Below are 22,088 nucleotides of genomic sequence, written 5' to 3'. Positions count from 1 at the left end.
ACTGGGTTTCGTTAATCTCGGAAGCAGTGAAAGGAGCAACAGATGTCCACCTGGTTCATCACTGGAGCATCACGTGGCCTCGGCCGCAGCATCACCGAGGCCGCACTCGCCGCAGGCCATGACGTCGTCGCCACCGCGCGGACACCGTCCCAACTGGCCGACCTCGTCGAGAAGTACCCGGCCACGCTGCACGCACTGGCCGTCGACGTGACGGATCCAGCCGCGATCGAGGCCGCCGTCAAGTCCACACTGGACCTGTGTGGCCGCATCGATGTCGTGGTCAACAACGCGGGTTACGCCAACATCGCACCCATCGAGACCATCGATCCCAGGGACTTCCGCAAGCAGTTCGAGACCAACTTCTTCGGCACCGTCGAGGTGACCCGCGCGGTTGTGCCGATCATGCGGGCCCAGCGTTCCGGGCATATCGTGCAGATTTCGTCGATCGGCGGGCGCGTCGGCGCTCCCGGCGTCGGGGCCTACCAGTCCGCGAAGTGGGCGGTTGAAGGGTTCTCCGAGGTGCTCGCCGCGGAAACCGCGCCCTTCGGCGTGAAGGTCACGATCGTCGAACCGGGCTTCATGCGCACCGACTGGGCCGGATCGTCCATGCAGATCGCCGATTTGCCCAGCGAGTACCAGGGCACGGTCGGTCAGATCGCCGAGCACCTGCGCGATGTCGTGGACAGCGCGCCCATCGACCCGGACCGCGCGGCCACGGCGATCGTAAAAATCACCGAGGTCGACGACCCACCCATGCGCCTGTTGATCGGCAGCGACGCTGCCGACATCGCCGCCGGAGCCGCCCGCAAACGCTCAGCGGAGGACGCGAAATGGGACGAGCTCACCCGTTCAGTCAACTTCGACGACGCGTCAACGACCGAGTGGAAGAAGGCCAGTACGTTGAACGAGAGCTACAGCCACTGACGCAACAACGGCAAAACCTTGCTGCCCAGTAGATGCACGCCGTGGTCGTTGGTCAGGCCGTATGGTGTCCCGTGTGCTTCCCCTCGTAGCGTGGAGACCTGAACCAAGAGAGATGATCAGGTCGTGGGAGATAAGAGGCGCCGGTTTGATCCGGAGTTTCGGGCGGGTGCGGTGCGCATCGTGTCCGAGACCGGCAAGTCGGTGGCGCAGGTCGCACGGGATCTGGGGATCAGCGCGTACACCCTGCACAACTGGGTACAGGCCGACCGGCGCCAGACCGGGCAGCCCGCAGACGGGTTGAACGAGGCCGAGCGTGCGGAGTTGGCCCGGCTGCGGGCCGAACGAGCACAGTGAGGTAATCTCACCAAGATTCTGGTTCGTTTGTTGAGCCGCGAAGCTGCTCGGACGAGCGCTGGTCGATGTGCTGGGGAGTGGTGAGACCCGGGGAAAGATGGGCGGGGAGCCCTTGGTAGAACTGGATTGCGAAGATCAAGTCCGGACCAGAAGGCTCCCCGTGATTGCGTATCGTGCCATGCTCGATGTCCCGCGTGAACTGGCCCTCTACCTCAGCCGGCTGCTGCACGCCGAACGCCGCCGACGCGGCACCCGCAAGAACAGCAGGGCGTTGACCTGCTTTCGCCACGCGGTGCTGGGCCTGCGCTGGTTCCGGCAGAACACCGACGTCCCCGCCCTGGCTCGCGATCACGGCATCTCCCGCGCCACCGGCTACCGCTACTTGGATGAGGTCGTCATCGTGCTCGCCGAGCAGGCGCCGGACCTGCATGAGGCCCTGCAGCGGGCCAAGGATGAGGGCACGGCCTACGTGATCCTCGATGGAAAGGTCTTCTCCGCCGATCGCTGTAGCGAGAAAACGTTGAGCGTGAAAGGCGAGCCGATCGACCTGTGGTACTCCGGCAAAGCCCGCGAGCACGGCGGCAACATCCAAGCGCTGTGCGCGCCGGACGGTTTTCCGTGGTGGGTCTCGGATGTCGAGCCCGGTTCACTCCATGACTTGACCGTGGCGCGCGAGCATGTGCTGGGTGCGCTGTACTGGGCCGCCTCGCACCTTGATCTGCCGACGCTGGCCGATGGCGGCTACGACGGTGCCGGCATCGGCGTGCACACCCCGGTCAAACAGCCTGCCGATGGCCAGGTCCTCGACGTGGACACCCGCACACGCAACGCTCTGCTGCGTGGCCTGCGGTGTCTGGGCGAACGTGGTTTCGCCCTGCTCACCGGACGCTGGCGCAGCCTGCGGCATCTCACCGCCAGCCCCAGCAAGATCGGCGACATCGTCAAAGCCGCCCTTGTCCTCACGCATTTCGAACACGGCAAGATCGCGTGAAAGTCGCTGAGATCACCTCAGTGGGCGAAGGAGAAGGCCGAGTTGGAGATGGAGCGTGATGTGCTCAAGCGCTCCGTGGTCCTGTGGGTGAAGGACGCGATGAACCAGTGATCGTGGCGGAGTTCATCGCGTCCCAGAGGACCAAGCACGGTGTCCCGCATGCGATCGCCTGCCGGGCCTTGGAGGTCTCGCAGTCCTGGTTCTACAAGTGGATCAACCGCAAGCCCACTGCCCGTGATCAGCGGCGGGAGCAGTTGGATGAGCAGATCAGGAGGTTGTTCACTGTTTCGGGTGAGACCTATGGCAGTCCCCGGATCACCCGTGACCTGCGGGAGGCCGGCTGGAAGGTCTCGGAGAACACCGTGGCGGCGCGGATGGTCGAGCTCGGTCTGGCCGGACGACCGCCGAAACGCCGGCGGTCGCTGACCCGGCCGGGGAAACGGCCAGTGGCTCGCGATCTGGTTCGGCGGAACTTCACCGCGGTGGCACCGGATGTGTTGTGGTGCGGGGATGTCACGCAGATCGACACCGATGAGGGGCCGCTGTATCTCGCGACCACTGAGGATCTGTTCTCCCGCCGGATGCTGGGTTACGCGATGTCCGCCCACCATGACGCGGCTGTGGTGGTGGCGTCGCTGCGGATGGCCGCGACCACCCGGGGCGGGGACGTGGACGGGGTGATCTTCCATACCGACCGCGGATCGGAATACACCGCCGCAGCGACCGCGGCGGCCTGCCGGACGCTGGGTGTGGTGCAGTCGATGGGCCGGGTCGGGTCCGCATTGGACAACGCCGCGGCCGAGGCGTTCAACAGCACACTCAAGGTCGAATTCGTACACCGACACCGGTTCACTACCCGAGCTGAGGCGCGGATCAAGGTCGCGACCTGGATCGCGGACTTCTACAACACCACCCGCCGGCACAGCGCCAACGACGGCCTGGCCCCGATCCCGTTCGAGCATCAGATGGCACACGCACGAGCAGTATCAGCGACGCAGGTCAGAACCGAAGTGGCATAAACCGTCTCCACGATCTGAGGGGATTGACACCCGAACTCAACGCGTCCTCTTGGCTACCTCGGTCCGTGCCAGCGCACGGGCTTTGACGCCGTCGGAGTCCACGACCGTGACCGCGCCGACGACGATTCGGACATCCGGCGATCCGATCCGGTCCCGCATCACGCCGACTACCCGCGGATTCGCCGTGCCGCCGATCTTGACCTCGTCGGCGATCCGCCCGGCGAGCGCCGCGGTCCTTGCGCCCCACGTGCCGATCATCAGCGGCACATCGGCGCGCTGCGGCTGGTAGTTCAACCGCGTGCTCAGCTGAAACAAGCGTCGTCTTGCCCGAACTGGGCAGCCCGCAGAGCAATATCAGCCGTGGCTGCCCAGTCATTCACTCTCGTATGACGCTTGGCTACGCACCTTAAGGGTGCCGTACTGCTCCCCGCGCACCTTCGCTGGGTCGAACAGTTCCGCGAGGAAGGCGACATCGTCCGCACTCAGCGGAACCGCTGTGGCAGCTGCGTTCTCGCGGGCATAAGCTGCCCGTTTCGTGCCGGGAATGGGCGCGATGTCGTACGGCTGGGCCAGTAGCCACGCCAGCGCGATCTGCCCGGGGAGATAGCCCCACTCATCCGCGAGAGCCTTCAGCCCCTCCACGAGGCGGAGGTTCTGCTCGAAGTTCGAGCCTTGGAACCTTGGCAGGGTCGACCGGAAGTCGTCGCTGGCGAACGAACTGTCGCTGGTGAAACTGCCAGCCAATGCCGCCCGGCTCAACGGGCTGTACGGAACGAACGTGATGCCCAGCTCACGACAGGTCGGCAGAACTTCCTGTTCCACCTCGCGCGCCCACAGCGAATACTCGCTCTGCAGAGCCGAAATCGGGGCGACGGCAGCCGCCCGGCGCAGCAGGTCCGGCCCGACGTTGCTCACGCCGATCGCGCGAATCTTGCCCGCGGCAACGAGGTTCGCCATGGCACCGACAGTGTCCTCAATGGGCACTGAAGGGTCGTGGCGGTGGATGTAGTAGAGGTCGATGTGGTCGACGCCGAGCCTGCGCAAGCTGGCTTCACACGCGGCGGCAACGTATTCGGGGCGGCCGTCGAAGATCACTCCGCCTTCCGGATCGGGCCTGCCGCCGAACTTCGTGGCCAGTACAACCTTGTCACGCAGGTCGCGAACGGCTCGGCCGAGCAGTTCTTCGTTGTGCCCGAAGCCTTTTCCTGTCTGCCCGGTAGCCGCGCCCGCCGCACCGTAGATGTCCGAGGTGTCGAAGTGGTCGATCCCCGCGTCGATGGCGGCGTGGATCGTGGCGATAGACTCCGCATCGTCGGCGTCACCGTAGAACTGGGACATTCCCATACAGCCAAGGCCGATCGGCCGGATCGAGATATCAGTGTGCCCAAGGGTGATACGTGCTTCCCGCACGACAGTTCTCCTTATGCGGCAATGGTTTTGTACTCGAAATACTGCGCGAGGCCGGTGGCGCCGAACTCACGGCCGATGCCACTGTTCTTGAAACCACCGAAGGCGCCGTCCCTGTCGTAAGTGATCGTGACTTCCCTCTGATGTGTCCAGTGGACCGTTATGCCATCCACGTTAACGGTCCGATGGACACTTATCAAGTGTCCGGTGGACCACTATCCTGGTGACGTCCGGCACGAGGAGGTTCGATGGAGGTACCGGCTTTTCAGCGAGCCAGACGCCCTGAGCAGCGGGAACTGCGGCGCCAGGAGATTCTGGACGCGGCCGAGGCGCTGCTGGCCGAGCTGCCCGCCGAGGAGATCAGCCTCCGCGAGCTCGGCCGTCAGCTGAACGTGTCCAAGACACACGTGGTGCGCTACTTCGAGAGCCGCGAGGGCGTCTTCCTCGAACTGCTCAACCGGTTGCGACTGTCCTGGTTGGACGACCTGCCGGGCGAACTGCCACATGGCGATCCAGACCAGGTGATGCAGGCGTGCGCCGACTCGCTCGCTGCCCGCCCGATCCTGTGTCAACTGTGGAGCCTGCTGCCGAGCGTCCTTGAACGGAACGTGTCCGCCGAGACTGTTCGCGCATACAAATTCACCGATCTCGAACACCGGACCGTGCTGGCGAAGCTGCTCAGTTCGCGGGTTCAAGGGCTCGACGCGGACGATGCGATCAAGCTGACGGAGTACGCCGTCGTCGCATTGGTCGGCCTGTGGCCGTTCAGCTGCCCGCCACCCGCGGTCGTGGAGGCCACAGCGGACCCTCGGCTCGCGCGGTCTCGTGTGGACTTCGGCGCGAGGTACGGGGAGATCCTGCAAACCACGCTCGCCGGACTGCTTGCCCGGCGTACGCTCTGACCTTGATGAATGACTACAAAGGTCAAATGCCAGCGGGCGAACCCGCTGGCATTTCACCGGTTACTTGAAGGCTGCCAGCCCGTTGGGCGTACCAAGGCCCGTCGGGGCGTCATAGCCGGGTTGCGCGTTGCACAGGTAGTCGCCACCGCATTTGGTGCCGCTGCCGTCACGGTCGTTGGCGCCGACCGTGATGTCGAACAGCGCACTGGCCTGCTGATACAACGCGCCAGGCGCCGGTTTGGCGCCGACACGGCCGTAAAGGCCAGCGATGAACGGCGAGGACGCACTCGTGCCCGCTGTCGTCAACCATCCCCCGGCTTCGGCGAAATAGATCGCGATGTTGTCCGCGGCAGCCGAGATGTCTGCAGTCACCCTCTTGCCGCAGCTCTTGTCCTTCTGCCACTTGGGTTTCGTAACGTAGGCCGAGCAGCCGCTGCCACTGAGCTGCCAGGTGATTTCCGTCCATCCTCGGGGCGAGAACTCGTCCTTGAACAGCGTCGTCCCACCGACGGCGACAACCGAGCCGAAGACGGCCGGGTAAGACGCTGCCGTGAAGCCACTGTCGCCAGATGCCGCGACGATCGTGGCATCCGTACGGTCATAGCTACGCGCATAGGACAGCGCCAGACCGTTTTCCCTTGCGCCGTAGCTGTTCGACACGACCTTCGCGCCAAGCCGGACCGCAGTGTCCACTGTCTGCGCCAAGTCCGCGTAGCCGGGGCTGTCGCCTTCGACCACAAGGATCTTGCACGACGGGACAAGCCGCCGAGACCATCGAGACATCCAATGTGGACTCGATTGCCCAGCCGAAGTTGGCCGCGGGCAAGGGAGTCGCGTCACCGCGCTGGTTGACCTTACGGAAGCACCCGTTGGCAGTCGTGCACTCCGGCAGGCCGAACTCCTGGCGGTACTGGTTGAGATCGGCTTCCAGATTCGGTGCGTCGTACGCGATGGAAATGGCGATCGTCGTGTCCGCACCAGGTGTCGGCGGAAGGTTGTACGCCGCAGCGAGATCGTCTGCACCCAAGCCGTACACCTCGTCCTGCAAACCGGCCGCGGCTCCGTACATGGCAAGGCAACGAACCGAACCCGGCGCGGGTTCGGCACATGCGGCCCGTAGCGCGGGGCTCGCGTTGGCGGCAGGCACGACGGCGAGGCTCGTGAGCACGCCGACGACCGCCGCGATTATCCGACTGTTCATTGATTCCCCCGGTCAGTCGAAGGTCTTGAAGGCGCGGGACAGGGTTTCGGTGATCTGGCCGCCATTCGCGTCCGTCGCACTGACCCGTAGGTCGACATGGACACCCCGGAAATCGGGCGACTCGGCCAAGAACGATGCCCGGTACGCACCCTTACCCTGCGCCGCAACCGAAGCGTTCTGCCAGCTCGCGCCACCATCGAGGGAGAACTGCAGCGTGGCGCCGGTGATCGCGGACGCGGTGGACTGCTGCAAGTGGCCGACGTTCAGGTCCATCCTGCATTCGGTACGACTGTTCGTCAGGGCCTGTTCTGTGGCGTCGAATGCCAATGCCAGGAACTCAAGACCCGGCCTTGGCCGAAACTTGACCGGATACAGGCCGCTGACCTGAGAACACCTGCGCCTGGCACGCGCCGGTTGCGGACATTGCACGTTTGTGGTGTGAGGGCCGAGTTGGGTGCGTTGAACGCCGCGAGGGTGGCCTTCACGGCGTGCCACCCCGTGATAAGTGGGCCTGGTGTGACCTGTGTGACTGGTGAGGCCGCTTTCTGTCCATAGTGGACCCGAGGTGTTCGAGAGCGGTCCGCCCGTGGACTTTGGTTGAGTTCCTAGCACTGGCGTCGAACACCGTGAGGGCCGAGATAGACGCGTTCAACGCCGCGAGGGTGGCCTTCACGGCACGCCCCCACAGGAGGCGGAATTATGACATGGACACGGCCGGAGGGCCGCGCCTAGCGTCGGGGTATGGCCTTCTGGACAGACGTCGACCGGCACCTGATCCGCTATGCTGGACCGGGCTCGTTCACCCCGGAGATCATCGACCGCGCGGCGGGCAGTTTCCTGTTCACGCAGGACGGCCGCCGGATCCTCGACTTCACCTCCGGCCAGATGAGCGCGATTCTCGGGCACTCGCATCCGGACATCGTCGACACCGTGCAGCGCCAGGTGGCGACGCTGGATCACCTGTTCAGCGGCATGGTCAGCCGTCCGGTCGTGGATCTGGCACGCCGGCTGGCGGATACCTTGCCAGCGCCGCTGGAGAAGGTCCTGCTGCTGACGACCGGCGCCGAGTCGAACGAGGCCGCCATCCGAATGGCCAAACTGGTGACCGGCAAGCACGAAATCGTCTCCTTCGCCCGGTCCTGGCACGGCATGACGCAGGCCGCGGCGAGCGCCACCTATGCCGCGGGCCGCAAGGGTTACGGACCGGCCGCGCCAGGCAACTTCGCCATCCCGACGCCGAGCAACGTCGACTGGCAACGGCAATTGGACCTGGCTTTCGACATGATCGACGTTCAGTCGGTCGGCAGCCTCGCGGCGTGCATCGTCGAACCAATTCTGAGCGCTGGCGGGCTCGTCGAGCCGCCTGTCGGATATTTCGCCGCGTTGCGGGTGAAGTGCCGGGAGCGAGGGATGCTGATGATCATCGACGAGGCACAGACCGGGCTGTGTCGCACCGGAAACTGGTACGCGTTCGAACGTGACGGCATCGTTCCGGACATCCTCACGCTCTCCAAGACGCTCGGCGCCGGTCTCCCACTCGCGGCCGTGGTCACGAGCGCCGAAATCGAGCAGGAAGCGCACGATCGGAAGTTCCTGTTCTTCACCACGCACGTCTCCGATCCCTTGGTTGCCGCCGTGGGCAATACCGTGCTTGATGTGCTGATCAGGGATCGGCTGGACGAGCGCGCCGCGAAACTTGGGGCGTTCCTGCGGGCTGGGCTCATGGAGATCGCCGAACGGCACCCGATCGTTGGCGATGTGCGAGGTCGCGGCCTGCTTGTGGGCCTCGAACTGGCCGCCGACCCGCAGAGTTCCGATCAGATCGACGCACGCGTCACCCGGCGTTGCCTCGAACTCGGTCTGCACATGAACATCGTCCAGTTGCCAGGGATGGGCGGGGTTTTCCGGGTCGCGCCGCCGCTGACAGCCACCGAGGACGAACTGGCGCTAGGGCTGGAAATCCTCGACAAGGCACTCAGTGAGGTCGCCTAGTACGGTGACCACTTACGTTCACCGGGTCCGCGGCACACCGAACTTTGCAGTGCCCTGCCTGGCAGGCCACCCGCGCGGGGTCTGCGGCTGGGGCGGTGGCTGATGCTGAGGAAGCCTGGACTTTGCGACGGCCCAAGGGTGCCAACGGCGCATGGCCGCCACGACCAGCGCGCCAGAATTGTGGTGCGTCATACCCGTCGGGTCCTAGCCGCAAGGCACCAGTCGCCGCGACTTCTGGCCGGTTGTGGAGGTTGAACCCGAGTGCCCGTAAGCCAGCCCAGATAGCTGCGGCCCTCGAAGTGGTCCAGGCCGAGACCATCTTTGAGTTCCCGGTAGTCGTGTTCGATGTGCCAGCGGATCTTGGCCTGTCGGCGTATCCGGTGATGTGTCCAGGTGAGTACGAACTGATGTGTCCAGGTGTCAAGCGACGGTGGCGGTGTCCGTGATGGCGGCGAGTCGGTTCTTCAGCCGGTAGCTGGGGCCGTTGATGGGGATGACGTCGCAGTGGTGCAGGAGCCGGTCGAGGATCGCGGTGGCGAGGACCTCGTCGCTGAAGACTTGGGCCCATTCCCCGAAGTTCTTATTCGAGGTCAGAATGACGGAGCCTTTCTCGTAGCGCTTCGAAATAACCTGGAAGACCAGGTTGGCTTCGGCGCGTTCGAGGGGCTGATAGCCCACCTCGTCGATCACGAGGACGTTGGGCCGTAGGTAGGTGCGCAGAGTGCTGGTGAGCCGTCCGATCGCGTCGGCGGCTTTCAGGCGGCGGACCATGTCGTCCAGGGTGGTGAAGTAGACGGTGTAGCCGGCGCGGCAGGCAGCGACCGCGAGAGCGACGGCGATGTGTGTTTTCCCGACTCCGGGCGGCCCGAGCAGAGCGGCGTTGCCTTTGTCCTCAATGAACGAGAGCGTGGCCAAGTCTTTGATCTTCCGCGGATCCAGCTCGGGCTGGAAGGAGAAGTCGTAGTCGTCCAGGGTCTTGTGGTGCGGCAGTTTCGACAGGCGCAGGGCGCTGCGGAAGCGGCGTTCGTCGCGGACGGCGGCTTCCTCTTCCAGGACCAGGTCGAGGAACTCGAGGTATCCCATCTGGTTGTCCTCGGCGCGGCGGGCGAAGGTGTCGAGCTGGCTGGGCAGGTGGTTCAGGCCGAGCCGGGTGGCGGTGGAGCGGATGCGGGTGGTGACCAGCTCGTTCAACGGTGATCCTTCGTCTGCGGTAGTGCTGTGGTCCTGCTGGGTCCGGTGCCGGTGAGTTGTTCATAGACCGACAGCGGGCGGTGTTCGACCTTGATCTGTGCGGCGGCGGTGCGGGTGAGCAGCGCCTCCAGTGACCGGGGCCACGACTGTTCAGGCGCGGTATTGGGCCGCAGCGGGATGACCTTCCCGTCGTGGTCGTCGTCCTCGATGCTGGTGGTAACCGCGCGGGTGTGGCCGTCGGGCAGACCGTCCCAATGGGTTTCGTCGACGACCCGCTGGCCTCTGGTCGTGGCCCGGGGATGGACGGCCAGCAGGGTGCCGTCGGCTAGGTTGCCGGTCGTGGCCGCGTCGATGGATGTGGCATGCAGGCTGATGGTGTCGGCGGTGGCGCGGATCTCGACCAGCTGGCGGTGACGGACCTTGCGGGCAGGAACTGAGTAAAGGCTGGCGTCGAACGCGACCAGGCAGTCCTTGCCGACGTGCCGCAGATGCCGCTGCGTGACCAGATACGGACTGACTGGGATTGGGTGCAGGGCCGAGTGGTCACGGGCGGCGCGGTGGCCGATGACCTCGCCGTGCGTGCTGTGGACGCGCTTGCGCCGCAACGGGACCCAGGCGGTGAACGCCGAGTCCATCTCCTCCAGGCTGGCGAACCCACGACCGGCCAGGACGTGATCGCGCACGATCGCGACTTGGCGCTCGACCCGGCCCTTGCCGGTCGGGCGGTATGCGGCCAGCACGTCGATGTCGAAGTCGTAGTGCCCGGCGAACGCCACGGCTTCCGGATGCAACGGAACGGCCTTGCCTGGGGCGACATGCCGACGCACCACGGTCTTGGTGCGGTCGTAGACGATCGCCCGAGGCACCCCGCCGAAGTGCTCGAACGCCCGGCGATGGCAGGCGAAGAAGGTCTCCAGGTCCTGACTGGTGGTAAAGCAGCAGAACGGGTCGCGTGAATAGGACAAGGTCATGTGGAACGAGTAGACCTTCGGAATGCCGACATGCGCGAGGATCTGACCCTCGTCCCCCCAGTCCACTTGGGCCTGCGCGCCTGGGATCACCTCGAACCGGCGGTGCAGGAGCCCCAGCTCGTCCGGGGCGATACCCAGCTCGGCCGCGATCCTGGGACGGGCCTCCTGCAAATACAGCTTGACGCGCTGATAGTTGCCGGTGAACCCGTACTGCTCGACCAGCCGCTCGTGAATAACCGTGCCTTTCAGCAGCAGCTCTGAGCGCAGCCACGCATCGATCACCGGCGCCATCGCGGCGATCACCGGCGTGCGGGTCCCCTTGCGGCTGCTGCCTCGCGGCGGTCCTGGCCGCGCGTCGCTGGCCAGGTATTTGCGGACAGTCTGCCGGTGCAGCCCGGTCTCCCGCGCGATCGCAGAGATGCTCATCGCGCCGGACTCATACAAGCCACGGAAGCGACGCAGCTCCGCCCACCGCTCCTCGTCCAAGATCACCAGTGCCGTCCCTATACACACCCGCCAGGTCGCACGACAGCTTGACGATCACCAGCGCGTACCGACACCCCGACACGCTACAAAGTGGACACATTAACCCGTACGTGGCTGGTCACATGAGTCCGTACGCCGACATGGCCAGACGCACCAGGTCGCGCGGGCGGGCGTTGACCGGGAGGTTGGACAGCCAGTAGTCGGTGGGCTCGGGCTCGCGCGGTGGCCATTCGGCGATCAGCCGGCACTCGGGCAGGCTTCCATCAGCGTTGCGGGGAATGTCCCGGTTGGCCGGGCGGACCCGCAGCACGATGAACCGGGAACGTAGCGCGGCGGTCGGGTTACCTGGGGTCTTGCGCGAGCCTTGTCGCCAGGTCACTCGTTTGCCTGCCGCTCGTCCGGCCGCCAGGATCAGCGCCTTGAGATTGGTGGGCGCGTCGCGGTAGCGCGGGACGGGGCGTCGGCCTCTGCCCGGCGGGTAGGGCAGCAACTCCGGCACGGCGTCAGCCGGGTAGGCGCTGGTGGTCGGCTTGACCGCGACCACGTAGGCCAGGCCCCGCTCAGCCAGACCGAGACGGAAGCCGGTGGCGTCGCCGTAGCCAGCGTCGGCAACGACCGGGCGATCGGCCAGGCCCCACCCACCGGCGGCCGTGAGGGTGCGGATCTCATCGAGCATGTCCAGCGCCAGCCGCCACTTTTCCCGATGCCGCACCGCATCCGGGATCTTGCACCGCGCCCGGCGCCGACGAATCTCCGCGGCATCCTGCGTATCGGTGGTGGTGGTGTCGTCCCAGGATTCCGGCAGGAACAGTCGCCAGTCGATCGCCGCGGACGCCCAGTCGGTGACCGCGTGCACGCTGACCCCGATCTGGCAGTTACCGGTCTTGCCCAACGCGCTGCAGTTCCGCGGCGAACGCCTCCAGCCGCGGCCGGATCTGCTCCATCTCTTCCGGAGTCACACCACAAGTCGATCAGACAACACCTGGAACAGGGTCAACGACACACCTAACAAAGCACTACTAGAACCCCGTATCGCAGGCCGTCGAGCCTGGTTCCCACGGCGGCTGCGCCCCGGCCGGGTCAGGCGTCGCCGACAGGCCGTTGATCCAGGCCGCGATCTCGACTCGTGATCGGAAGCCCAGCTTGGCCAGGACGCGCTCGACATGACCCTCGGCGGTGCGCTGGGCGATGACGAGCCGAGCGGCGATCTGCTTGTTCGTCAGCCCTTCACCCACCAGCCGGGCGATCTCCGTCTCGCGACGGGTGAGCTGGACCGTCTCCCCGGTGGGAACTGGCGCCTCTGCCGCCTTGTCCAGCACGAACTCGACCACTTCAGCGGGTGACATCGCCTTGCCCCGGGCGAAGGCTGCCGCAAACCGGCGCTCGGTGAGCGCCTTCCGGGTGGCCTGCTCGTGGCGGGCGAAGCGCTTGGCGATGTGCGGATACTCCGGCACGACACCGGCGAGCTGCACCACCGTCTCGGCCGCGCCCCACAGTAGCGCCGCCCGCTCGTGGTGGCCCGTCCCCGAAGCACACCACCCCAGCCCCTCGACGCACCGCCCGATCGTCCGCAGGTCATAGGTATGCCAGGCCAGCGACAGAGCCTCCTCGAACAGGACCACCGCCTCGGGGAGCGCCCCGTCGGCGAGTCGGTAGCGGCCGAGAATCCGCAGCACAATGGTCTTCGACCAGTCGGCTCCCGACAGCTCGACCAGGGCACGCGCCTGCTCCACAGACACTTTCCCCTCTTCGGGCGCGATGTCGAACGCGGCGATGCCATGCACTATGAACGTGCGGTAGACGCCCGCCATGTCGGACACCGCACGGAATCTGACCAACGACCGATCAAGCAGCGTGAAGGCTGTCCGCGTGTCGCCGCGGTGAACGGCACGCAGGGCCGCACACCAGTCGGCCTCCGCGCTGATGGTGGTGTCCCCGAACTGTTCGGCCAGCTCGAACATGGTCGCGGCCTCGTCGTGATTGCCACAGTACTGCACCAGGAGCGCGCACGCCGCCAGCGCTTTGGCACGCAGCGGGTTCGGTTCCGGGGCGGCCGCAAGAGCTCGGCGCAACCACAGTGCCCCCTCGCGGAACAACCCGCAGGCATACCAATAGGGCCACAGCCGGGCGGCGATGTCCAGGGCAACGGGTGCGCGAGCGCGATCGGCAAGGCAGAACTCGAGCGCGGCCCGGAGGTTGCTGTGTTCGCGACGCAACTCAGTGAACCACGCGACCTCGCCAGGGTGGAAGTACGCGGTCTCGCCGCGATTGATCAGGTCGCGGTAGTAGGCCAAGTGCCGTTTGCGGACCGCGATCTCCTCACCGGACAGGGCCAGCTGGGAGCCTCCGTACTGCCGGACGATGACCAGTTGCTGGAACCGCGCTTCCCGCTCACCGGGCCCGTCGGCCCGGATAACAATAGACTTCTCGACCAGGCCGGCAGTAAGTTCTTCCACCTCGGCCCGGTCGATCCCGTTCCCCGAGCCCACGGCTTCGGCGGCATCGAGATTGAAGTCGTCGGCGAACACCGACAGCCGCGCCCACATCCGCTGCTCGGCCGGGGTGCACAGGCGATGGCTCCACGCCATCGCGGTCTCCAGGGTCCGGTGTCTGGATTCGCCCCCGCCACGCCCGGAGTTCAGCAGCGCGAATGCGTCGTCGAGGCGCGCCAGCATCGCCTTCGGCCCGAACGCGCGGCACTGGACGGCGGCCAGTTCGATGGCCAGCGGGATACCATCGAGCCGTCGACAGATGGCATGCACCGTCGGCAGGTTTTCTGGGGTGAGCTGGAAGCCGAGCACTGCGGCGCCCGCCCGGTCGGTGAACAGGGTGACCGCGTCCGAGGTGAGGAGCTTCCTGCCGTCGATGGCCCTTTCCGCCGGGATGATCGTCAACGGCGGCACGGGAAAAAGCTGCTCACCGTCCACCTGCAGAACCTGCCGACTGGTCGCCAGGACGTGCAGCCGGGGTGCCGCCACCAGCAGCCTGGCCACGAGCATCGCACAGGCGTCCACCAGATGCTCGCAGTTGTCGAGCACCAGCAACAAGTGCCGGTCGTGGAGGTACTCCTCCAACCGGACGGTCGGATCGGCCCGATGGTCGGCGAGCCCGAAGGCATCGGCGACGGCGTCGGCGACCAGTTGCGCTTCGTTGAGACCGGCTAGCTCGACAAGCCAGACACCGTCGGGAAACGCCCGCTGGCACTGAGCGCCGACCTGCAACGCCAGCCGTGTCTTGCCCACCCCACCTGGCCCGGTGCAAGTCACCAGCCGCGACTTGGACAGCAGGCGTCGCACCTCGGACACCTCGCGCCGCCGGCCGACGAAGCTGGTCAGTTGGACGGGCAGGCGTCCCAGCGCCCGATCCGACATCCCCTGATACTTCGCACGCTGCATCGTGTCGAAAAGACCGCCTTGTCCGGATTAGAGCGCGCGGCCCGCCGCCACTTCGCATTCGCGGCCGCCGCCGGTGATGCTGAGCAGATCCTCATGCAGTTCGAACCACAACGTGTGAAAGCTGTCCTTGCTGCTGCCCGCGATGAAGGTGTGGTCGCCACGATCGCGTTCCAGCCGGACGGCCATGTCCATGAGCTGGGTGTGCACGTCGGGCAGTCGCTCGCGCAAGGCAACCAGGGGCTGCGGGTCAGCGCGGCCGGACACGACGTCGTCGCCCTGCCCACGGGCGATCCACTCGCCGAAGGACGGTCCCTCGCCGGTCATCGGGTTCCGGGTGAACAGCACCCCGGTGCCGGACGGGTCATCGAGGTTGCCGAACACCATGGCCTGCACGATGACCGCAGTGCCACCACCGTCAGGGACGCCACGGTGTCGCCGGTAAGCCCGGGCGCGAGGTGAATTCCAGGACGCGAGGACTGCCTCCACCGCCCCACGCAACTGCTGCCACGGATCCGACGGCACCTCGGCATCGGTCATCCCGAGGACAATGTGGCGGTACGCCTCGGTGAACCGGCGATGGGTATCGGCCGGGAAAGCCGGGTCTCGGGTCTCGGCGGCGAGAGCGGCTTCAATGGCGGAGTCGATCCCCACGTCGAGGACCGTGTCCAGCATTCCGGGCATACTCCGAGCGGCACCGGAGCGCACGGCCATCAGCGGAGGTTTCAACGGCGAACCGAAACTACGGCCTGTTTCCGCTTCGAGAAACCACATCTGGTCGACAATCCCCTGCCACTGCGGGTCCGGCAACCGGCCTCCGGCGGCGTGGTACGACCGGCAATAGGCAGTGGCGGCCACGACCGCGGGCGGTACGGGGAGGCCGAGTGCCCGCATGCGGTTGGTGTTCCAGGCCTTGTCACCGATGTCCGCGCGCGACAGGTCGGTAGTTCCGTCGAGAGAAACGACGAGCCTCCTACCGGGATCCAGCATGGTTGTCCTCGTCACGCAACCGTCACGCGACCCGTCGAGCCATCCACAGTCACCACAGTGCCGTTCTTGATCCGTTCGGCGCAGTCGGGAACCGATACCACAGCGGGGATGCCGAGCTCGCGGGCAACGATGGCGGCGTGCGAGATCACGGCTCCGGTCTGGCAGACCACCGCGCCGGCAGCCAGGAACAGCGGGCCCCATGACGAGTCGGTGGTGACGGCGACGATGACCTCACCCGGCTCGAGGTCGCTGTCGTCGTCCAGCGACGCGATGACGCGGGCCGGCCCAGTGTGGACACCCTGCGAAACGGGCACGCCGATCAACTGTTCCCCGCTGGTGACAGCAGGCCTCGGCTCCTTCACGTGATCTTCGAACGCCGCCAGCGGCGGTGGCTCGCCCTCGAACACGAACGGCGGCCACTTCGACTTCAGCAACTCCAGGCCGGCCTGACGGTCCGCGATCTTCTCGCCGTAGCGGCCAGGGTCGTCAAGGAAACCATCCACCTCGTCGTCTAGCAGCAACAACAGCTGCTCCCAGGCCACCAGCACGCCCCGGTTGACGAACCGGCCACCAAGCTCCCGCAGACTGGCCCGGATCTCTTCGGTCATCCGCGTGCAGTTCAGCTTGGTCTGCTCGCGGGCGGGCAGGAACACCTCGGCGGCTTGGGCGGCACCGAGGAACCGGCCTCGGGCTTCGGCGTCACCTGACAGCCGTGCCGCGATCTCCCTGATCGCCTTGTCCCGCTTGGCGCACAACACTGTGGATCGCTCGCGTGGTGCGGCCGTGTCGGGAGCCTGCCGGGCGCGGTCGAGCATACGCAACGGGACCCGGGGATCGGACGCGTAGGTAGCCGAACGAAACTCCCAGATGCTGGCCCCGAGAAATCCCCACCGATCGATGAACTCCGCCCACCGGGCAAGGAATTGCTTCGCGTCCCCCTCAGGGGAGTCCAGCAGGCGTTCCAGCAGCCCGTCGACGCCGGCGTCGAATTCCCGCATGAGCACTGCGGAGCGGGCCACCACACGCGACAGGTCCCACATTTCGAATGACTGCCGCGCCGACGGGATATCGAGTGCAGTCGTCACTTTGGCGGCCATTTCCGGCGCCTGCGCGGCGGCCGTGATCTGCGCGACAACCGCCGCGACCACATTCGAGCAGTAGGTCATATAAATGTGCTTGGCGAAGAAGTAGCGGTGGTCCGCTCGCAGCTCGCGGAAACGTGCCAGCAACTCGGCGTTGGACAGCAGCGACAGGTCCGGCCGGCTGTTCACCAGCTGGTCGAGCCGGGCCTCGTCCTCCGCGAGCTCCGGCAGTTCGGTCGTGGTGAACAGCGACCTCAGCCATTCGCCCGCCGCGCGGGCACGCTCCGGGTTCTCGTCGCGCGGGTCCGGCCGGTACGGCGGGACGTTCGGGTAGTCGCCGAAGAACGACCGGTCTATCGCTTCGATCGACATCCCCGGCATCCGGACCCCGAGCACACGGGAGAGGGAGACGTTGAGGTAGACATAACCGCCAAAGCAGCCGACCACCTCGCACTCGCCCACCGGCTTGAACTCGTCCGGGGTGAACACACCCATCCGGCACAAGGCGTCCCGCCAGCCCAGCTCTACGGAGCGTGACGCGTAGCCGCTCCACGTCAGCGGTGAGACCACCTCAACGAACACCTCGGACACATTGCCCCGGGTGTATATCGGAAATCGCTCGCTGGGTTCATCGTCACAGACCCAGACCATCGCCACAGACCCAGACCTTACTCATGGGCACTCCTTTGTCCTCCCGGCAGACCGAGGCGAAAAATGACAGTGGCACATACCCGCCATTGCCGGGAACGTCGAATTGCGGCTCGTCGCAGGCAAGGTCTCGCTCATCATGTCCAGGCACAGTCCACCAACGTAATAGTAGTGCTTTGTTAGTGGACCCCACCTGCGATGCCGTTCACTACGAACCTGGGTGCGTTCTCGGCGTTGTGCGGCCACCACGTCGGGACGGCGGTTGTTCGCGTTGCGCCAGCGCAGATACGTGTGCATCTCCCGCGCCAGTGCTGGGTGGTTGGGGTAGTCGGAGTCGGCCAGGGTGAACTGCGCGACGGACCGAACTGCGCCTCGATGGGGTTCAGTACCATGACACGGGTGGACCTCCGGTTACTCGGCGAGCAGGACGCCCCGCTGATAGTGGAAGCCACGGCACAGGAAAGCGGGCGCGCGCTGTGGGGCGCGCGCCGCGGACCGTACACATTGGACCAAGCGAGAGCAGCTCTGGTCGCATGGAATGGCTACAACTTCGGGTTGACGCAGTCCGGGCGCCTTCTCGCCGCTGTGGGTGTCATGCCGGACGGACCGGGGAGCGCCGAGATCGCGTATTGGGTGCGCCCTGAGCAGCGCCGCAAGGGTTTGGGCTTGCGCGGGCTGACGAAGGTGACCGAGTGGGCGCACGACCAGGGCGGATTTACCCGGCTGTGGCTGGAGATCAACCCGGACAATGTGGCTTCGAGCAGGCTTGCCGAGCGGGCGGGTTACCAATGGGAGTCCGTCGAGCCACAGCATTGTCGTTCCTGGCTGACCGAGAATCCCGAGGACGACGTCTGGCACGACTGTTCCATGTGGACACACTACGACGAGAGGTCCTGAAGGCCAGCAAGCGTTGTGGCGAGTGTGGCGCGCTCGGCATCGGTGAGTGGAACTTCCAATGCCTGCGCCACAAATTCACGGACGCCCGCCGAATCGTCCAGTCGGGCGGCGAGTTCGGCGCGATACGCCAAGGCCTCGACCAGATCGACGGGCGATGCGGCCTCCTCGTCGCGGCGAAGTGCGGCATCCAGGATCCGCACGGCCTGCGAGTCATTCCCGTGCGAGTCGCCCATCACCACGGCGCTGCGCAATGATTTGGCGAGCTTAGTCAACTCCGGCTGCTCGGCTGAGGCCTTCGACGCCATGATCCTGATCCAGTTCCCGCCGGGGTCGATCACGGTGAATCCCGAGTGATTGTCCGCGTTCTTACGTTTCCGTGGCCGGGTCATCCGTGGAATCCCGGAAACCAGCAGCTTCCCGTGCCGCGCACGCATTCCTTCGGCGAACGCCTCGAACAGCGAGCCGGTGTCGGGCACGATCACCAGGCACGTGCCGTACGAGTCCTCGGGTTTGAAATCCGGCATGCCGAAGAAACCCAGCTGGAAATCCTCGCGTTTCACCGATATGTACGGGTTCGGCCGGATCTGGTAGTAGATCCGCGTGAACCCGAGCATCTCGTAGAACGCACCTATCTCGTCGATCGACCGGCACGGCAGCAGCGGCACGGTCATCTCGTTGGCCATCCACCCTCCATCTACCGTACGGTACGCCGTACGGCGAAAACTGTACGGTACGGTGTACGAAAGTTGCAAGGTGAATGGAGACGACAGCAGTGGTGCGACGTTCCCCAGCCCCTGACCTGGCGCGCAGCATCTACCTGCTGTGGGGTCATCACCCGAACCCTGGCCGCTCCGGGCTGTCAGTGACGGCGATCGTCCGTGCCGGAATCGAGATCGCCGATGCCGACGGGCTCGACGCTGTCTCCATGCGCAAAGTGGCCAGTCACCTGGGCGCGGGCGCGATGTCGCTCTACGCCTACGTGCCCGGCAAGGATGAACTCACCGCGCTCATGGTCGACTCGGTTTACGGCGAGCTTTATGACGATGTCGACGCCGCGACCAACGCGGGCGACTGGCGTGCGGCGATGAAGTTCGTCGCGGCCCAGAACTGGGCCATCTACCAGCGACACCCGTGGCTGCTTGATCTCGTCTCCACCAGGCCCAATCTGGGGCCGAACATCAGCCGGAAGTACGAAACCGAACTGCGACCACTCGATGGCATCGGACTGTCCGATGTGGAAATGGATGCCGCGTTGACCCTGGTCCTTGGGCATGTCGACAGTGCTGCCCGGGCCCGCAGGAGCACCACGCGCGCCCAAGCCGAGTCCGGGATGACCGATGCCGAGTGGTGGGGTGTCGTCGGCCCGGTCCTTTCCCAGGTCATGGTCGACGAAGACCTCCCCACGGCCGGTCGGGTCGGTAGCGCGGTCGGCGCGCAGTTCAACTCGGCCTACAGCCCGGAACACGCGCTCACGTTCGGCCTCGACACCATTCTCGACGGCATTCAGGCCCGGATAAAGGCAAACAGCCCTTAAGACTTGCCACAGTGGACACCGCGATCCCCAAGTAGTCTCAGGGAGGACTGAGGCTGATTTGCTCTGCCCGGTGCCGGAAAGACTTGGTACGACTTGACTGTTCGGTCATACCAGGAGGCACCATGCGCAGCACGTCAGGATTTCTTGCTGCCCTCACGGTTCTAGCCGCTGTCGTACCCGCCGTCGCGGAGGCTGACAGCGCGAGCAGCAGCATCGGCCGGGCCGTCGTACGCGATGTGTCCGGAACCCTTCTCGGCACAGTGCGTTTCGACTCCGTCGGCCGCAAGATCGTCATCAGTGGCAGGCTTACCGGTCTGACAGTTGGTTTCCACGCTTTCCACGTGCACTCGGTGGGCATCTGTGACCCGAGGGCCACCGATCCCAATGGCGCCGTGGTCCCGTTCTTCACCGCGGCAGGGCATCTGAACCTGGACGCGTCGGGACATGGGCATCACACCGGCGATCTGCCTTCGCTGTACGTCTCCGCGGACGGCACCGCCAGCAGTGTCAACGAGAACGACGAACTGACCGCCGCGGCACTGTTCGACGCCGACCGCAGCGCGATCATCATCCACTCCCTGCCCGACAACTTCGCCAACATTCCTACCCGCTACTCCCCCACCGGGCCGGATGCCGCGACGCTGGCGACCGGCGACGCCGGTGGCCGTGTCGCCTGCGGCGTGATCACAAGGTAACCGCCACGCGGTGCCGTTGACCTCGGGGTTTCGCCGGTCATCGCTATGATGCCGGACGTGGCGTGGCAGTTCGGTCCGTACCGGGTTGATGAGTTGATCGCACGTGGCGGTATGGGCGAGGTCCACCGCGCGTACGACACTCGGCATGACCGTTTTGTCGCACTCAAACTACTGACCGACCGCGCGGCCGATGACGACGAGTTCCGCAAACGTTTCAAGCGTGAAGCGCACGCGGCCGCGCGGTTACGGGAACCGCACGTCATCCCGATCCACGCGTACGGCGAGATCGACGGCCGGTTGTACCTGGACATGCGGCTGGTCGAAGGCCACAACCTGAGCAAGACGCTGGCCTTGAACGGGCCGATGAGCCCGGAAACGGCCGTTGACGTCATCGGCCAGGTCGCGGCCGCGCTCGACGCCGCGCACAGCGAAGGCCTGATCCACCGGGACGTCAAACCGTCGAACGTGATCCTCCAGGGCGACTTCGCCTACCTGGTGGATTTCGGCATCGCCCGGCCGTTGACCGCGAATACCGACATCACGGGTACCGGCGAGGCTCTCGGCACGCTCAGCTACATGGCGCCGGAACGGTTCGGGTCCGGCCCGGTCGATCATCGGGTCGACATCTACGCGCTGGCCTGCGTGCTGTTCCAGTGCCTGACCGGCGACAAGCCGTTCACGGCCGAGAACCCGCTCGCGGTGATCTTCGCGCACGCCAACGACGACCCGCCGAGCCCGAGTGAACGCCGCGAGGGCGTGCCAACTGGCCTTGATCGAGTTGTCGCCAAGGGGATGGCCAAGGATCCCGGCGAGCGGTACGCCAGCGCGGGCGAACTGGCCGCCGCTGCACGCAAGGCGCTGGTCTCGGACTCGACCAAGCGGTTGCCTCCGGTGCCGCCGCCCGTACCGGTCGAGACGCCAGCGGACGCACCCGTTGAAGTCCCGCCCAAACGCCGTGGTCCACAGTGGAAGATCGTCGCCGCAATGGTTGCCGTGGTGGTGATCGCGGGGCTCGCCATCTGGTGGTGGCCGAAGACGTACATCATCGAGCCGACTCCGACCACTCCGATACCCACGCCCCGTGAGCTGGCCGCGCCGACCAACCCGCCGTGTGACGGCACCTTCATCGTGATCGTCGGTTCAGCCGTGACACCCGCGAATTACACCTCCGACCTCCGCCAGTTCCTTGCCGAGAACGTCGGAGCGAAATACCTGCACGCCCCTACGACCGGGTGCAGCTCGCTGCGCACACATATAGACGGTACGGAGATCTACTCTGTCTACTATGGCCCGTTCCCGGACAAGAACACCGCCTGTGCCAAGCGAAACTCGGTCGGCCGGGATTCCTTCGTACGCAGGCTGGACAACTCGTCGCCCAACGACCGGGCCGTCAGCTGCCGCTGAAAGGAAGG

22 protein-coding genes and 1 pseudogene are annotated in these 22,088 nt (G+C 65.8%); 10 read left to right on the top strand and 13 right to left on the bottom strand.

What is annotated here, in order from left to right; genetic code table 11:
* Window positions 1-42 precede the first annotated feature (42 nt).
* The 4 genes from LWC34_RS50245 (at window position 43) to LWC34_RS50230 (ending at window position 3,288) form a co-directional block, all read left to right on the top strand.
* Window positions 43-924, top strand: a complete 882-nt coding sequence (locus LWC34_RS50245; RefSeq protein WP_233733228.1) for an oxidoreductase — start codon at window positions 43-45, stop codon at window positions 922-924.
* 123 nt (window positions 925-1,047) lie between these two features.
* Complete coding sequence (locus tag LWC34_RS50240; protein WP_233733227.1) at window positions 1,048-1,278, top strand: transposase; 231 nt, start codon at window positions 1,048-1,050, stop codon at window positions 1,276-1,278.
* 160 nt (window positions 1,279-1,438) lie between these two features.
* A complete protein-coding gene (locus LWC34_RS50235) occupies window positions 1,439-2,269 on the top strand; it encodes a transposase family protein (protein WP_233722715.1) in 831 nt (276 codons plus the stop codon).
* A 107-nt stretch (window positions 2,270-2,376) separates the two neighbouring features.
* Complete coding sequence (locus LWC34_RS50230) at window positions 2,377-3,288, top strand: IS3 family transposase (protein WP_233722569.1); 912 nt, start codon at window positions 2,377-2,379, stop codon at window positions 3,286-3,288.
* Between the two features lie 36 nt (window positions 3,289-3,324).
* Here the strand turns inward: LWC34_RS50230 and LWC34_RS50225 are convergent, their stop codons facing one another.
* The 3 genes from LWC34_RS50225 to LWC34_RS57660 are packed head-to-tail and all read right to left on the bottom strand — an operon-like array spanning window position 3,325 to window position 4,868.
* Entirely contained in the window at window positions 3,325-3,603 is a 279-nt protein-coding gene (locus LWC34_RS50225) for an LLM class oxidoreductase (protein ID WP_233733226.1), read from the bottom strand.
* A gap of 57 nt (window positions 3,604-3,660) precedes the next feature.
* Window positions 3,661-4,698, bottom strand: a complete 1,038-nt coding sequence (locus LWC34_RS50220; RefSeq protein ID WP_233733225.1) for an aldo/keto reductase — start codon at window positions 4,696-4,698, stop codon at window positions 3,661-3,663.
* Between the two features lie 11 nt (window positions 4,699-4,709).
* The gene (locus tag LWC34_RS57660; RefSeq protein ID WP_372496811.1) at window positions 4,710-4,868 is read right to left on the bottom strand and encodes an aldehyde dehydrogenase family protein; all 159 of its coding nucleotides are present in this window, start codon (window positions 4,866-4,868) and stop codon (window positions 4,710-4,712) included.
* Between the two features lie 75 nt (window positions 4,869-4,943).
* Here LWC34_RS57660 and LWC34_RS50210 point away from each other — a divergent pair, with 75 nt between their 5' ends.
* Window positions 4,944-5,597 carry a TetR/AcrR family transcriptional regulator gene (locus tag LWC34_RS50210; RefSeq protein WP_233733218.1) on the top strand — a complete coding sequence of 218 codons (654 nt, stop codon included), beginning with the start codon at window positions 4,944-4,946 and terminating at the stop codon, window positions 5,595-5,597.
* A gap of 60 nt (window positions 5,598-5,657) precedes the next feature.
* Here the strand turns inward: LWC34_RS50210 and LWC34_RS50205 are convergent, their stop codons facing one another.
* From LWC34_RS50205 to LWC34_RS50195, 3 genes are read right to left on the bottom strand one after another with little or no spacing between them, the layout of a single operon-like run.
* The gene (locus tag LWC34_RS50205) at window positions 5,658-6,302 is read right to left on the bottom strand and encodes a S8 family serine peptidase (RefSeq protein WP_233733216.1); all 645 of its coding nucleotides are present in this window, start codon (window positions 6,300-6,302) and stop codon (window positions 5,658-5,660) included.
* A complete protein-coding gene (locus LWC34_RS59435) occupies window positions 6,202-6,798 on the bottom strand; it encodes a S8/S53 family peptidase (RefSeq protein WP_233733215.1) in 597 nt (198 codons plus the stop codon). Before LWC34_RS59435 ends, LWC34_RS50205 begins: the two co-directional genes overlap by 101 nt.
* 12 nt (window positions 6,799-6,810) lie before the next feature.
* On the bottom strand, window positions 6,811-7,071 hold the full coding sequence (locus tag LWC34_RS50195) for a hypothetical protein (RefSeq protein WP_233733214.1): 261 nt from the start codon (window positions 7,069-7,071) through the stop codon (window positions 6,811-6,813).
* 468 nt (window positions 7,072-7,539) lie between these two features.
* On the opposite strand from LWC34_RS50195, the gene LWC34_RS50190 reads away from it, so the two are divergent.
* Window positions 7,540-8,790 carry an aspartate aminotransferase family protein gene (locus LWC34_RS50190; protein WP_233733213.1) on the top strand — a complete coding sequence of 417 codons (1,251 nt, stop codon included), beginning with the start codon at window positions 7,540-7,542 and terminating at the stop codon, window positions 8,788-8,790.
* Window positions 8,791-9,210: 420 nt separating this feature from the next.
* On the opposite strand, the gene istB is transcribed toward LWC34_RS50190, so the two are convergent.
* The 6 genes and pseudogenes from istB to LWC34_RS58500 form a co-directional block, all read right to left on the bottom strand.
* Window positions 9,211-9,981 (bottom strand): IS21-like element helper ATPase IstB, encoded by a 771-nt coding sequence (gene istB, locus LWC34_RS50185; protein ID WP_233723025.1) that lies wholly within the window; start codon window positions 9,979-9,981, stop codon window positions 9,211-9,213.
* Complete coding sequence (istA, locus tag LWC34_RS50180; RefSeq protein ID WP_233723026.1) at window positions 9,978-11,444, bottom strand: IS21 family transposase; 1,467 nt, start codon at window positions 11,442-11,444, stop codon at window positions 9,978-9,980. Before istA ends, istB begins: the two co-directional genes overlap by 4 nt.
* A 136-nt stretch (window positions 11,445-11,580) precedes the next feature.
* Window positions 11,581-12,339 (bottom strand): annotated as a pseudogene (locus LWC34_RS50175) (IS701 family transposase); the annotation flags it as partial.
* A 118-nt stretch (window positions 12,340-12,457) separates the two neighbouring features.
* A complete protein-coding gene (locus LWC34_RS50170; RefSeq protein ID WP_233733211.1) occupies window positions 12,458-14,833 on the bottom strand; it encodes an ATP-binding protein in 2,376 nt (791 codons plus the stop codon).
* A gap of 27 nt (window positions 14,834-14,860) precedes the next feature.
* Window positions 14,861-15,835 (bottom strand): PEP/pyruvate-binding domain-containing protein, encoded by a 975-nt coding sequence (locus LWC34_RS50165; RefSeq protein WP_233733210.1) that lies wholly within the window; start codon window positions 15,833-15,835, stop codon window positions 14,861-14,863.
* Window positions 15,832-17,484 (bottom strand): PEP-utilizing enzyme, encoded by a 1,653-nt coding sequence (locus LWC34_RS58500; RefSeq protein WP_233733208.1) that lies wholly within the window; start codon window positions 17,482-17,484, stop codon window positions 15,832-15,834. Before LWC34_RS58500 ends, LWC34_RS50165 begins: the two co-directional genes overlap by 4 nt.
* Before the next feature lie 465 nt (window positions 17,485-17,949).
* On the opposite strand from LWC34_RS58500, the gene LWC34_RS50155 reads away from it, so the two are divergent.
* On the top strand, window positions 17,950-18,447 hold the full coding sequence (locus LWC34_RS50155) for a GNAT family N-acetyltransferase (protein WP_233733207.1): 498 nt from the start codon (window positions 17,950-17,952) through the stop codon (window positions 18,445-18,447).
* Here the strand turns inward: LWC34_RS50155 and LWC34_RS50150 are convergent.
* The gene (locus tag LWC34_RS50150; RefSeq protein WP_233733206.1) at window positions 18,429-19,130 is read right to left on the bottom strand and encodes a DUF8817 family protein; all 702 of its coding nucleotides are present in this window, start codon (window positions 19,128-19,130) and stop codon (window positions 18,429-18,431) included. The two genes, LWC34_RS50155 and LWC34_RS50150, sit on opposite strands and share 19 nt — an antisense overlap.
* A gap of 74 nt (window positions 19,131-19,204) precedes the next feature.
* On the opposite strand from LWC34_RS50150, the gene LWC34_RS50145 reads away from it, so the two are divergent.
* The 3 genes from LWC34_RS50145 to LWC34_RS50135 all read left to right on the top strand — a co-directional run bounded on the left by LWC34_RS50145 (window position 19,205) and on the right by LWC34_RS50135 (window position 22,080).
* Window positions 19,205-19,981: a TetR/AcrR family transcriptional regulator gene (locus LWC34_RS50145; protein WP_233733205.1), complete on the top strand. Its 777-nt coding sequence runs from the start codon at window positions 19,205-19,207 to the stop codon at window positions 19,979-19,981.
* A 122-nt stretch (window positions 19,982-20,103) separates the two neighbouring features.
* Complete coding sequence (locus LWC34_RS50140; protein ID WP_233733204.1) at window positions 20,104-20,676, top strand: superoxide dismutase family protein; 573 nt, start codon at window positions 20,104-20,106, stop codon at window positions 20,674-20,676.
* A gap of 57 nt (window positions 20,677-20,733) precedes the next feature.
* Window positions 20,734-22,080, top strand: a complete 1,347-nt coding sequence (locus LWC34_RS50135; RefSeq protein ID WP_233733203.1) for a serine/threonine-protein kinase — start codon at window positions 20,734-20,736, stop codon at window positions 22,078-22,080.
* The last annotated feature ends 8 nt before the right edge of the window (window positions 22,081-22,088 follow it).

Origin of the sequence: Kibdelosporangium philippinense, assembly GCF_021390435.2 — a bacterium.
In the GTDB taxonomy this organism is placed as follows: domain Bacteria; phylum Actinomycetota; class Actinomycetes; order Mycobacteriales; family Pseudonocardiaceae; genus Kibdelosporangium; species Kibdelosporangium philippinense.
Note: the sequence above shows the minus strand (reverse complement) of the source record. Positions and strands in the feature narration are given on the sequence as shown.